The 13,577-nt window shown below is 36.2% G+C and carries 12 protein-coding genes and 1 pseudogene; 5 read left to right on the top strand and 8 right to left on the bottom strand.

Annotated elements, in window-relative coordinates:
- Positions 1 to 7: 7 nt before the first annotated feature.
- From DLK05_RS10645 to DLK05_RS10655, 3 genes are all read left to right on the top strand, one after another.
- On the top strand, positions 8 to 1,378 hold the full coding sequence (locus DLK05_RS10645) for a TolC family protein (protein ID WP_127343991.1): 1,371 nt from the start codon (positions 8 to 10) through the stop codon (positions 1,376 to 1,378).
- A gap of 96 nt (positions 1,379 to 1,474) precedes the next feature.
- Positions 1,475 to 1,663 carry a hypothetical protein gene (locus tag DLK05_RS10650; protein WP_127343992.1) on the top strand — a complete coding sequence of 63 codons (189 nt, stop codon included), beginning with the start codon at positions 1,475 to 1,477 and terminating at the stop codon, positions 1,661 to 1,663.
- Positions 1,656 to 2,735, top strand: a complete 1,080-nt coding sequence (locus DLK05_RS10655; RefSeq protein ID WP_127343993.1) for an adenylate/guanylate cyclase domain-containing protein — start codon at positions 1,656 to 1,658, stop codon at positions 2,733 to 2,735. Before DLK05_RS10650 ends, DLK05_RS10655 begins: the two co-directional genes overlap by 8 nt.
- On the opposite strand, the gene DLK05_RS10660 is transcribed toward DLK05_RS10655, so the two are convergent.
- The 8 genes from DLK05_RS10660 to DLK05_RS10695 form a co-directional block, all read right to left on the bottom strand.
- Positions 2,732 to 5,563, bottom strand: a complete 2,832-nt coding sequence (locus DLK05_RS10660) for a PAS domain S-box protein (protein ID WP_127343994.1) — start codon at positions 5,561 to 5,563, stop codon at positions 2,732 to 2,734. The two genes, DLK05_RS10655 and DLK05_RS10660, sit on opposite strands and share 4 nt — an antisense overlap.
- Before the next feature lie 204 nt (positions 5,564 to 5,767).
- Entirely contained in the window at positions 5,768 to 6,340 is a 573-nt protein-coding gene (gene rsxA / locus DLK05_RS10665; RefSeq protein ID WP_127343995.1) for an electron transport complex subunit RsxA, read from the bottom strand.
- 12 nt (positions 6,341 to 6,352) lie between these two features.
- Positions 6,353 to 6,937 carry an RnfABCDGE type electron transport complex subunit E gene (locus DLK05_RS10670; RefSeq protein ID WP_127343996.1) on the bottom strand — a complete coding sequence of 195 codons (585 nt, stop codon included), beginning with the start codon at positions 6,935 to 6,937 and terminating at the stop codon, positions 6,353 to 6,355.
- Positions 6,930 to 7,550 (bottom strand): RnfABCDGE type electron transport complex subunit G, encoded by a 621-nt coding sequence (locus tag DLK05_RS10675; protein WP_127343997.1) that lies wholly within the window; start codon positions 7,548 to 7,550, stop codon positions 6,930 to 6,932. Before DLK05_RS10675 ends, DLK05_RS10670 begins: the two co-directional genes overlap by 8 nt.
- A 2-nt stretch (positions 7,551 to 7,552) precedes the next feature.
- Positions 7,553 to 8,548: an RnfABCDGE type electron transport complex subunit D gene (locus tag DLK05_RS10680; protein ID WP_127343998.1), complete on the bottom strand. Its 996-nt coding sequence runs from the start codon at positions 8,546 to 8,548 to the stop codon at positions 7,553 to 7,555.
- 119 nt (positions 8,549 to 8,667) lie between these two features.
- Positions 8,668 to 9,996 (bottom strand): electron transport complex subunit RsxC, encoded by a 1,329-nt coding sequence (gene rsxC, locus DLK05_RS10685; RefSeq protein WP_127343999.1) that lies wholly within the window; start codon positions 9,994 to 9,996, stop codon positions 8,668 to 8,670.
- Positions 9,997 to 10,120: 124 nt separating this feature from the next.
- Positions 10,121 to 11,053 carry a Fe-S cluster domain-containing protein gene (locus DLK05_RS10690; protein ID WP_127344000.1) on the bottom strand — a complete coding sequence of 311 codons (933 nt, stop codon included), beginning with the start codon at positions 11,051 to 11,053 and terminating at the stop codon, positions 10,121 to 10,123.
- 4 nt (positions 11,054 to 11,057) lie between these two features.
- Entirely contained in the window at positions 11,058 to 11,486 is a 429-nt protein-coding gene (locus DLK05_RS10695) for a SoxR reducing system RseC family protein (protein WP_127344001.1), read from the bottom strand.
- Positions 11,487 to 12,073: 587 nt separating this feature from the next.
- On the opposite strand from DLK05_RS10695, the gene DLK05_RS10700 reads away from it, so the two are divergent.
- Together DLK05_RS10700 and DLK05_RS18540 are read left to right on the top strand one after the other, a co-directional pair.
- A complete protein-coding gene (locus DLK05_RS10700) occupies positions 12,074 to 12,559 on the top strand; it encodes a hypothetical protein (protein ID WP_127344002.1) in 486 nt (161 codons plus the stop codon).
- 579 nt (positions 12,560 to 13,138) lie between these two features.
- Positions 13,139 to 13,267, top strand: a pseudogene (locus tag DLK05_RS18540) (IS91 family transposase); the annotation flags it as partial.
- Positions 13,268 to 13,577 lie beyond the last annotated feature (310 nt).

Genomic DNA, 13,577 nt, shown 5'->3' on the forward strand with positions numbered 1-13,577 from the left:
ATTAACAATGACTAGGAGATTATACATATTAGGTATTTTTTGTTTATTCGTATTGCCGGGAAAAGCACAAGAGATTCTTTCTCTAAAAGAGAGTAGAAAACTTGCATTGGAATACAATCAAAAAATAAAAATAGCAGAAGAAATGATTATTGAAAGCAAATCTAACGTAAGTTTTGCTTTTACTCAGTTTTTGCCAAATTTAAAGGCTGAAGGCACCTATAACTATTTCCATAATATCAGTGATATAAATATTCCCGGCTTTTTTTTGGGGACAGCGAATAGTGTAGAAGAGGCCCGGAAAGGAATTTATACAGGAGTCAGCGATGTTTATTTTCCAGGGTTCAATATTGCTTTGGGAAATGTAGATTATTATAGTGCCAACTTAAATTTAAGCCAACCAATTTATATGGGAGGTAAAATTCATAGTATCTATAATATTACCAAGCTTGGAAGGGAAATTTCTATTTTTAATCGAAGTCTTCAAAAATCGGATGTGTTATTAGAAACCGATCAGGCCTATTGGAATTTGGTATCCGTTAAGGAGAAAGTATATTTAGCAGCAAAGTATGTGGAAATGCTATCGGCTTTGGTACAGGATTTACAAAATGCCTTTGATTTAGAATTAACAACTAAAAATGAATTGTTAAAAGTACAAGTACAATTAAATCAGGCAAAATTAAATTTGTTTCGTTCCCGTAATGCGCAAAAATTATCTAAAATGGCACTTTGCCAGGTAATTGGTACCAATTTAAATAACAATGTTACCGCATCCGATACTATTGTTACCATTCAGAAAAGTGAAATTAAGCAAGACTATTTAGGAAAAGCACTTGCTCAGCGCCCTGAATTGAAGATGCTGGAAAAACAGATGGAAATAAATAAGCAGAAGGAGATAGAGAGCAGATCTGATTATTTACCACACCTTGGAGTAGGAGCATCCTATAGTTATACGAGTGATATTGCAAATTTAACTGGCAATATGAATTTGTTTGCTGTACAGGCAAATTTAAGTATGCCTGTATTTCATTGGAAAGAGCGTAAGCATAGTGTAGCCGCAGCTAAGTCCAGAACAAGGCAAAAAGCTTTAGAATTAGACAGAACCAAAGACCTGATAAGTTTGGAAGTGCAACAATCCTATTTTAATTTACAGGAGGCATTTGAACAAATTGAATTGGCACGAGTGTCACTAAAACAAGCCAGCGAAAATGTGAAGTTAACTAAAAATAGTTTTTATGAAGGATTGGCCAATACTACTGAATTGTTAGATGCTCAGGCATTTTGGCAACGAGCCTATAGCGAATTAATTGATTCTAAAATAAACTATAAACTAAAAGAAGTAGGCTTTTTAAAATCTATTGGCGAATTAGGAAATATATAGTAGGATGGGAGTAGGTTGAATAATGATTGTAATATTAGGATTACCGGGTTTTGATAATCCTGGTAATTCAGCCTCTCCTTAAATTTGAATATGTTGATGCGTAATACAAAAACCGATCGGGAATTTTTATATCAATATGGACTTGTTAAATTAGTAGTTCTATCAGATGAAAATATTAAAATTTTAAAAAATCATTTGTTTCATTTAAAATTAAATCAGGATTTTATTATCAATACCTATAATGATGTTGATGAATTAGTTAGTTTTATTAACAGAAATGAATAAGATCAAATTTAAAAAGAAGTTATACAATATTGGTGGCTATTTTATTGCTAGTATATTGATATGGATGATCGCATTTTATTTGTTGGTCTTATTTCAATTAAGCGATAGTAGTGAAATATCAATACTAAATACGGTAAGTTTAAAAAACTCATCTTTGGCGGGAGTCTTCTCTGGATTAATATGGGGGTTGATATTCAAAATTACACATCCGGTACGTCACAAAATTCCTACTTATTGGCTTTCTGTTTTAGTTCTTTTCTCCATAAATATTCTAAGTGCCTTCCTATTAGTTTATTGTTTTTATCATTTGAATGGTATTTTCACAATGATTTATTTTCCTCCCCAATATTCAAAATTAGAGTATTTATATACATCGAAATTATTTTATGCGATTTTATCTTATTTCTTCATCGTGGGTACACTTATCGAAATCTTTCATGATATCGATCGAAAATTTGGAAGGGGAGTATTAATGAAATTTTTATTAGGACGCTATTTCAAACCTAAGGAGGAGGATCGAATATTTTTGTTTATGGATTTAAAATCTTCGACTTATTATGCCGAAAAATTGGGGCATTTTAAATACAGTAGGTTAATACAGGATTGTTTTAGAGATATTTCCAGTGCTGTAATCAAGAATAAAGCACATATTTATCAGTTTGTTGGTGACGAAGTGGTTTTAACCTGGAAGTTGAAAGAAGGAATCGAAAAGATAAGATGTATTCAGGTTTTTTATGATTTTAATAATTCGCTGGAAAAGCACAAAGATTACTATCAGGAACATTATGGTATGGTTCCAATCTTTAAAGCGGGTGTGCATTCCGGTAAAGTTATGGTAGCAGAAGTTGGAGATATAAAATCTGAAATTGCATATCACGGAGATGCGATAAATACTGCATCCCGAATTCAAAGTATGTGCAATAATTACAAAACCAGATTTCTTATTTCAGGTGATTTATTAACTTCCATATTAGATAAAAATAGCTTTGATAAAGAGTATTCACATATTGGAAATGTATTGCTCATAGGGAAACAAAAATCTACCGATTTATTTAGTTTACACTTCAATTAAGCTTCTAGCTTTTCGTTTTTCTTGATGTATTTGTTGATGGTATCCAATAATTTACCTTCATCAAAAGGTTTGGCAATAAAATCATCGCAACCTGCCTCCATACTTTTATTACGATCTTCTCTAAACGCATTTGCGGTTTGAGCAATTATCGGAAGATTATCTCTCATTTTTTTTATGGATTGTGTAGCTTCTAAACCGTTAATATCCGGAAGCCTTAAATCCATTAATACCAAATTAATAGTTGGATTTCGTAAACTTAGTTCAATCGCTTTGTTGCCAGAAATGGTATGCAATATTTTAACCTTAGTTGGTTTGAGTGCAGCTTTAATATATTTGTAATTGGTCTCGTCATCCTCCACAACCAGAATCAACTTATCAGCCCACTGATAGTCTTTTTTTTTAGATTTGACATCAGATAAGGCCGCTAATTCTATTGGTTTGTAGGGGATTGTAAAGTAGAAGGTAGTTCCATTATCTTCCATCGTTTTCATTCTGATTTTGCCACCCATCAGTTCTACAAATCCTTTTGAGATAGCAAGGCCAAGACCTGTTCCACCATATTTACGTGTAAAAGATTCTTCTACCTGCCGGAATCTCTCAAAGATAATTTCTCTTTTTTCTTTAGGAATACCAATCCCAGTATCCTTCACATAGAACTCAAGAAAATTGCTTTCAAGTAATTTGTATCCAAATTCTATTCGACCCGATGAGGTGAATTTAAAAGCATTATTCAACAAATTAATCAGTACTTGCTTTAATTTTCTTTCTTCGGTAATCACTATAGCTTTTTTGTTAGGTAAGGACTTGCTTACCTTAAATTCTATTTCATCATCGGCAGTATTTTCTTTGCTGAATTGCATGTGAAGGTCGTCGAGAAGCACATTCACAGAACATTGTGTTTCTTTAACAATCGTCTGGCCGGCATCTAGCTTAGAAATATCAAGAATATCATTAATAATTTTAAGCAACTGGTTAGAACTCTTGTAAATAATATCAATATAAGTATTGTGCTGATCGTCGCTCTTACCGGGTTTGCGCAGCATATCGGCAAAACCAATAATACCATTCATTGGAGTTCTAATTTCATGCGACATATTGGCAAGAAAAGCCGATTTTAAACGATCACTTTCTTCCGCTTTCTCTTTTGATTTTACCAGTTCCTGCTGGGTATTAATGATGGTTGTGATATCATTAATAATAATCATAGATGAAGTGTCGAGAGGAACCATGAAAAATTCACAATGTCGGAGGTCACCGGTTTTTGTATAGATGTCAAGCTCTTGCTTAGGGATGTCTGAATTTTCTTTTTGGGCTTTCTTAACTGCTAAATCCCATATTTTCCGCACCTTTTCGCGATACTCAATATCCGGGAAACATTTCATATACCAATCTTCTGCTGTCTTGATATCTTGAAGAGTATAACCAAATAATTCGATAAATTTGTCGTTGAAATATTCAATATTTTGTTGATCGTCGGCAATTACAATTGGTAGAGGCGATTTGTAAATCATTTTCTTTAATCTGCGCTCGCTTTGTATGATGGCTTGTTGGGCATGTTTTCGTTCGGTAATGTCGCGGGCAGTTGATAGAATGACATGCTTTCCTTTTAAGGTCACAAGTTGGTTAACGGTCTCCATTGGAGTTGTTTTACCATACTTGGAAATAAAAATTTGCTCAGTAAGAAACTGCTTCTCGCGGGTTAATCTTTTTATAGAATTTTCCACGTAGTCAGCATCGAGATCCTGAATGAAATCCTGTATGGAGAGGTTGAGTAGTTCCTCTTTCGAGTAGCCTAGCAGAATACAAGCGGTGTCATTGGCTTCAATAATTTTTGAATTACCATTACCAAGATATTCATTTACCAGAATTATATCTGTACTACCATTAATCAAATTCCGGTATTTTTCTTCACTTGCTGCAAGAGCAGTAGTTCGTTTGGCAACACGATCCTCTAACTTCTCATTAAAGAGTCTCAGCTTTTCAGAATATTCATGAATTTCTCGATATTGCTCACGTATGGTTTCTTCCCCTTTTTCTCTTTCTGTTATCTCGTTTTGTAGTTTGGTATAGGTTTCTGTGAGTTCAGTTATGGAGCGATCGAGTAGATATTCTTCACTCATTCGTTGCGCAGAACCATATCCTTGCCCCTGATAAATTGCTTGTGCTTTATATATGAATTTTTTAATCGGTCTTGAAATACTATCAGAAATAAAATAGGTAATAACTAAACTGGCTATAACTATTAGAATAGATATGATGGTAAACCAGAATATAGTTTTTTGATGAGTTTCCGAAGCTTCTCTATAACTGGTAGTTGCCATGTTCTCAGCAAAATCAGTCATTACCTTGGTTTTTTCTTTTAATTTATTCAGATGTGCAGTAGCAATACCGTCTACCATTTGTTTTGCTGTAAGCTCTTTTCCACTAACCTTTAAATCAATTATCTGATTTCTGATTTTCTCCCATTCAACAAAGGTGTGATATGCAATTCCCACATCCCGTTTATCGCCTAAAAATCGATTGAAGACGGTATCGAATTCGGTCATAACTTTAAGATGATAAAGATTGATGGTATCAATAGCCTGATCGAATTGTTCTTGTGTATTTGCCAAAAGAATATCCTTCATGGCACTTTCCATAATCTGAATGTGAGTATTGATATCTCTTACGCTATTACTCACAGTATAAGTGTGGTTATAGATAAATTCAGATTCTTCTCTTAAGTTTTTTAGTTGGTAAATAGAGAGGACAACAAATGATACCGTAAACAGTAGAATTAGTCCGAAGCCAGCAAGCACTCGGGTGCGGAATTTCATTTTATTTAGCATGAAACCTCAACGTGTTTTAGTGTGTAATATCGTGGTGGTTGAGCGCCACATTGAATCGCATTTGTTTCTAAGTTAATTATTCTGATGGATTTACACAAGATTTTTGATAAAGCTAAGGTTATTGCTTATGTAGAGAAGAAATCAGGCAATAAAAAAGGCAACTCAAAATGAGTTGCCTGGGAAATATAATGAATTGATTTTTGATTACACAATTCCTGAAAAGCCCATGAAGGCCATTGCAAGTAATCCTGCAACGATTAATGCTGCGGGAGTTCCTTTAATACCTTTAGGCAGATCAACCATATCTAAATGTTCTCTTAAGCCAGCAAAAATAACAAGTGCCAAACCAAAACCAATGGCAGTAGATCCGGAAAATACTACCGCTTCCATAAGATCGTAGTTTTTTTGAATGGTCAAAATAGCCACACCTAAAATAGCACAGTTAGTGGTGATCAAAGGAAGGAAAACACCTAGAGCCTGATATAAAGCAGGACTCACCTTTTTTAAGATAATCTCAACTAACTGAACCAAGGCTGCAATTACCAGAATAAAAGTAATGGTTTGCATGAAGCCAATACCAAAAGGATCCAGTATGTTTTTTTGAATTAAATAGGTTACAATCGTAGCCAGAATCATTACAAAAGTTACTGCACTCGACATACCTACAGCTGTAGATACTTTCTTGGAAACACCCAAAAATGGACAAATTCCCAGGAATTGAGCTAGCACAACATTATTTACGAATATGGCTGATATAATTATAATAATAAATTCCATGGTAATTTTTATTTATGCTTTTTTAATGCGATTAATAATAGCAATTAGGTATCCCAATGCAATGAAAGCACCTGGAGCCAGAACAAATATCAGCATACCGTAATTATCACTATAAAGAGAAATGCCAAAGATTTTACCACTGCCTAAGAATTCACGAATAGAACCTAAAAGTGTTAATGCCATCGAGAATCCTAAACCCATACCTGCACCATCTAAGATAGATGGTAAAACTTTGTTTTTAGAAGCAAAAGCTTCTGCGCGACCTAATACGATACAGTTTACTACAATAAGAGGAATGAAAACACCTAATTGAATAAACAATGTGGGAGTATAAGCCTCCATTAGAAAACTGATGATGGTAACAAATGCTGCAATAATCACAATAAATGAAGGGATCTTCACTTTATCCGGAATCTGCGAACTAACCATTGAAATTACCATATTCGACATGATAAGAACAAAAGCTGTGGCTAAACCCATTCCCAGGCCATTAATTGCCGAGGATGTTACACCCAAAGTAGGGCACATTCCAAGTAGCAATACAAAAGTTGGATTTTCTTTAATAAATCCTTTGGTGAAATGTTGTAAGTTACTCATTGCTTACCTCCTCCTTCTTTTGATTTTTTTTCATATACTCGTTATAGCCAGTCCGAATGGCATCTAAAAATGCTCTGGAACTAATTGTTGCTGCGGTTATCGCATCAATATCTCCACCATCTTTGCTTACAGTGAAGTTTACTGTTCCCGGATTTTTATTAATAATGCTGGATTTTTCACGTGCTGGATCCGTAGGTTTAAACCATTTTACCATCTTGGTTCCTAATCCCGGGGTTTCTTTGTGTTCTAAAACCGAATAATTGTACACGGTTCCATCAGGTTTAAAACCAACCATTACCCATACATTTCCACCAAATCCTTTACTAGTGAATGTTTTAACTGCAGTACCGACTAATTTTCCATCTTTTTTAGCAGGATAAAATTCTAGAGTGTCCTTTTCGTTTATTCCAACTTTATAGGCTTCTTCACTAGGATTATTATCAAATGCAGGAACAACTTCCTTTATTGCATTCAGTTTTTTTGCCAGCTTAGCAGCGGCAATTGGTTCTTTGGTGATTTCGTAAACTCCACCCAAAGCAGCAGAAGCTACTAGTGTTACAACAAATAACACCAGAACCATATTTATAAATGTTGATTCTCTTTTCTCAGCCATGATTATTTCCTTTTTTCACCGAAACGTTTAGGTTTAATGTATGCATTAATTAAAGGAACAAATGCATTCATAATTAGAATAGCAAAAGATACTCCTTCGGGATATGCTCCAAAAGCACGGATTATAACTGTTAAAAATCCAATTCCGATACCATATATGATCATTCCTTTATTCGACATAGGCGAGGTAACGTAGTCAGTAGCCATAAAAATAGCTCCCAGAAGCAAACCTCCACTTAATAGTTGGAACATAGGTCCAGCATATGCTTCAGGATTTGCTAAATGAAGAATACCTGAAAATATTGCTACAGTAGCCAGAATGGTAATTGGGATGTGCCAGCTAATGATTTTTTTCGCGAGCATATAAAATAATCCCAAGATTAAAGCTGCACCGGCGATCTCACCCATTGATCCACCCATATTACCCAGGAACATATCCATATTGGAAGGTACATGAGGCATCAAACTGGAAAGTGCTTCTCCTTTTTTCAATCCCTCTTTGATAAGAGCAAGAGGAGTAGCAGCTGTTTCAGCATCGAAATAAGAAGTGCTAAATCCTAAAGGTTTCGGCCAGCTTGTCATTTGAACCGGAAAGGAGATCAGTAGAAATACACGACCTACCAATGCTGGATTAAAAACATTGTTTCCCAATCCTCCAAAGGTCATTTTTCCAATTCCGATTGCAACTAAAGCTCCAATAATAATGATCCAGATAGGAAGATTAGCAGGAACATTAAATGCCAACAGCATACCTGTAATTAAAGCCGAACCATCGTTAATAGTTGGTTCACCTTTAAGCAGGTATTTTTGTATGGTATATTCAAAAAGATAACAGGATGCTACAGCGGTTAGGGTAACGATAATGGCACCCATGCCAAAGTAAACGAACGAAAAAACAAGCGCCGGAAGCATCGCAAAAACCACTCCATACATGTTTTTTTGTATGGTGTCTCCACTATGTACGTGTGGAGAAGGGGCGACAAGTACTTTGGTGTTCATATTTATTATTTGTTAATTAATTTTCAATTTATTCATTCCAGTACTTAAAGTTTGTAAGTTAAAAGTACTTCGGATTGTTATTGTTAAAGTATTTTAAGTACTTAAGGCACTTAAAATATTTATTTTCTGGATCTCATAATTTGTCCCACTCTTCCTTTTCCCAATCGGATATAGTCCAAAAGTGGACGATTTGCAGGGCAAGTAAAACTACAGGAACCACATTCGATACAATCCATTACGGCATCTTTCTCCAATCTCTCGTAGTTTTTCTTCTCAGCCAAAACCATCAATAAGAATGGTTCTAAACCCATCGGACAAACAGATACACATTTACCGCATCGGATACAGTTTTTACTGTCTTTACGAATTGCTTCTTCGCGAGGTAAAAGCAATAATCCCGAACTTCCTTTGGTTAAAGGAACCTCAAGGTTGGATAATGCTTTTCCCATCATCGGACCGCCACCAATCACTTTACCAGTATCTTCAGGTAATCCGCCAGCAGCATCAATCAAATCATGAACAGGAGTTCCGATTCTGAATTTCCAGTTCGAAGGATTTTGTAATGATTTTCCGGTAATGGTAGCAACACGCTCAATTAGTGGTTTGTTTTTTTGAACTGCTTCGTAAACAGCAAGGGAAGTCCCTACATTTTGAACCACAGCGCCCACCTCAATAGGAAGTGCTCCGGATGGAACTTCGCGTTTGATAGTAGCAGCAATCAGCTGTTTTTCCCCCCCTTGAGGGTATTGTGTTTTTAAAGGACAAATCTCTATTCCCTGATAGTTGGCTGCCAGTTTTGTGAGATGAGCAATGGCATCAGGTTTGTTATTTTCGATTCCGACGATGGCTCTTTTTACATCTAAAGCTTTCATCAGGATTTGAGTACCAACCAGTACTTCGTCTCCTTTTTCCAACATTACGCGGTGGTCAGAAGTAAGATAAGGTTCGCATTCCACTGCATTGATGATTAAAACCTCGGCCGTTTTTCCCGGAGGAACCGATAGTTTTACATGAGCAGGGAAAGTAGCTCCACCCAATCCAACAATACCGGCATCGGCTATCTTTTTTATAATCTCCTCTTTGCTTGCAGTAATCTCTTTAAGCAAATCTTCGCTGCGGTCGATTTCTTCCATCCACTCATCGCCATCTACTTTAATGATGATAGCGGTTCTTCTAAAACCAGTTCCATCAACAATAGCATCTATTTTGAAAACTGTTCCCGAAACCGAAGAGTGAATATTTGCGGATACAAATCCGGATGATTTAGCGATTAGCTGTCCTACTTTAACCTGGTCGTTCTTTTTAACAACAGGTGTAGCAGGTGCTCCAATATGTTGAGCAATTGGAATGCTAACCATTTGGGGTATTGGCAATACCTGGATTGCGCTGTCTGCCGACAATTTGTTCTCGGCTGGATGAATACCTCCTATAGAAAATGTTTTTAACACTGATGTTCCTCCTGTTTATATTTAAGTGTCTTAAGTATTTATGAGTGCCTTGAGTTAAAAAATATCTAAAGTTATTTTACAACTTTAAGTACTCCTAAATACTTTAAACTCTAAGTACTTAATTTTATTTGTTATCAGATGTTTCTTCTTTCGAATCATTTGTTTTCGCCTCGGTTTGTGCTTTTGGGCTAACAACAGGTTTTACTGTTTTGGTATCGGCAGCAACCGGCTTTTCCTTGCGTGGTGGAAAATTTAGTTCATGAATTGCATGTGTTGGGCAAACAACCACACACTTTCTGCACAATCTACATTTATTGTAATCGATATAAGCCAAATTATTTTCAAGGGTAATGGCATCGAAAGGACATTCCTTTACACATTTACCGCAACCGATACAGGCAACACTACAAGCCTTTTTGGCTACAGCACCTTTATCTTTGTTCACACACGAGACAAATATTCTGCGGCTTTTCGGACCTTTTTTACGAAGCTCGATAATGTCGTTAGGGCAAGCTTTTACACAGGCACCACAGGAAACACACTTGTCTTCATCAATTACCGGAAGACCTGTTTCTTCATCCATATACATGGCGTCGAAATTACAGGCATCCACACATTCGCCAAGGCCTAAACAACCAAACTGACAACCAGTTTCTCCTCCGTAAAGCGATGCTGCTATAGAACAAGATGCTGCTCCATCGTAACTATTTGTTTTGGGACGATTTTCACAGGTTCCGTTACAACGAACAACAGCAACCGTTGGTTCTGCTGCTTTTACTTCATGTCCTAAAATGGCACCTACATGGGCCATAACAGGTGCTCCACCCACAGGACAAAGAAAATTGTCGATATTATCGGCTTTTACCAATGCTTCGGCAAAACCTCTACATCCGGGATAACCGCACCCGCCACAATTTGCTGCAGGTAATGCTTCTTCCACCTCGTCGATGCGAGGATCTTCGTACACTTTGAATTTTTGTGCTACAAAATACAGTATGATAGCTGATGTAACGCCAATAGCACACAAAGCCAGAATAGTGATGACTATAATGCTCATAGAATTAAATGTTTACAATTTTTTCGATAGTAAATGAAAACGTTTTCTTTAATCGCCCTTTATAAAAGGACAATACGATATAATAAGGGAATAAAATGGCCAGAGCCAAAATTCCGCTGATTAGTTCACTGGATATAAGTATTGTTGAGATAAGAAGGGTAAGGATTACCAAAACAAATGGAATTACATATGCCAAAGTCATTGCTAACCATCCCAAGGATTCCTGATAGGTGATTTTCACCCTTTCTCCCAGGCTGTATTGATTGCTGTAATCAACTATCTCAATTGATTTTTCCTTCATATCGGACATGCTGCAAGCACCTTTTGCATGACAAGCCGAACAGGCAGATACATTAATGATACCTACCGTTATCTTACCATCCTCTATTTCGAGAATGCTCCCCTCGTGATCAATTTTACTGGGATTTTGCATGAATAACTTCCCCCTTATTAAAGATTTTAAATAGGCTAATACCTATTAAATCAGATAAATCAAACAGGTGTGATATTTAACACCGCGACAAAAATAACACTTTACACTACATTTTATTCCGGGTAAAGTCAATTTATAGCGTGTTTAAATAGAGGGAGTTCCTTGCTTTTGTAAACTGGAGATTACAATTTCTAGTCTATCTGTATTGAATACAGTTAGTTTGACGTATTCGTGAAAAAATTCGTGAATTCCCTGTGGTTTTGTTTCCCTATTAATTTAGATTCTGTATAAATAACAGCACCTCAAAAATGCCTGTATGCCGTATTCTAAAGAAAAATATGGTGTTTAGACTTGACGAAATACACTTATGGATAAAAACAGATTGTCTGAATTGTTTTTTAGAATGGTTTTAAATAAACGTATTGTTAAAAATGGTATTTGATTATTATTAACTTTAATGTCGCATTAAAACAGATCCTAACATCATGGGGAGGAGCAGCCAATCCATATCTGTTTTTTTTAATAAAGTCAATAATTCGATGGGTAGAATACCTGTCGGATTGGTATTAATTAAAAATCATATTATCATGAAAAAAAATGATTTAATACAATTAGTGTTTACTCCCGAAGAAAAGGAGACACTGGAACAGAGCCTAAGTAGCCTGGAAAGTATGGCATCGAAAAACACACCCGATTTGAGTAGCGAAGATCGCCAGAATTTGGGTTCGATTAATGACATAAACAAGTTGTTTGTGAATAAGTGCCAGGTTATGATGGAACAAAATCCACAGCTAATACCCGCTTTTGTTGATGTAGATGAGTTTACTCGTGATTTTGATGCGCGAAAACAAGTAGAAGATATGATCTTGCGTTTGGATGTAATTCAACGTCAGTTGTCCGATACTAAAGTGTTGTTAGATCACGATAACTATCATGATGCACTTACCTTTTACCGTTCGGTTCGTTACTATGCACGGGAACAGCAAGAATCGGCAATACCGATTTATGATGTATTAAAAAGGTATTTTCCGGGACACAAAGCGGAAAGTAATCCGGTAGAGACGGAAGAATAATTTTAAGCATATAGTGTTGAAAACAGGGCAGGGTGTTATGTCCTGTTTTTTTTTGTATTAAATACCCGTATATATTGGTGTTTGTTGATTTATATTGAACAATATCCAGTAGGTGGGTGAGGGGGTATTTTTAGCTCTTGAAGTCCGGATTTTAGGTCCCGAGGCTCGGATTTTAACTCAGCAAGCCCGAACCTTTAGTAGGGGAACCCCGGCGAGTAGGTTCCAAAGCTGGAATTTTACCCTCCGATACCCCGACGAGTAGCTTATCCAGGTCCGATTTTTAAGTCGGTGAGCTAAACGAGGCACTTAGGGAACCCCCTTGTCGGGGTAGGTTTAGTCACTTGCCGCACTTTGGGAGCWGCAGCATGGCATTGTTTTAGGTATTTGTCGGGCTTCAGTACCACGAGYATGGCAATCWGKAACCGGTTCTCCGYACTAATACAAGCTGCTYTTCCTRCTCACTGCATATAATATATGGGGATATTTCAGAGTTTCTCCAAATCCAGCTGTCGGGAACGTTTTGCCAACGGTTTTTGTCAGATCTGACTTCCTGAAATACGCAATTAATACAAACTTGCCATCCCAGAATACGAGGTATTATCAGCTATTKAAATTTACACTTTACTCACAGGCAAAGATGTAAGCCATTGCCCAAAATGTAAAAAAGGCAGAATCTTATGCAGGGCTTTGCCAAAACCTGAAACGTGATTGATTGGAGGATCAAAACGTTCTTTGAATATCAAAAAGTAAATTTAATAGTATTGGCTTAAAGGGTAAACTATGCTCTATTCTGAACGAAAAATCTTTATGAAACGCTCTGGTTTCCTGCCACACACAGCAAATAGGAAGTCCGAAACTACTTGTCGAAAAAACAAACCAATTAAATACCCATAGTTCCGGCGACATTGTCCAACTATGTTTTATCCTTTATTTAGAACTATTCTCAGAATCTAAAATCGGTATTCTAAATAATGTTTTGTTAGTTTTAACAAACGAAAGGATAAAACACTTTTACGTT

Origin of the sequence: Ancylomarina longa (genome assembly GCF_003996985.1) — a bacterium.
GTDB classification, from domain to species: Bacteria; Bacteroidota; Bacteroidia; order Bacteroidales; family Marinifilaceae; genus Ancylomarina_A; species Ancylomarina_A longa.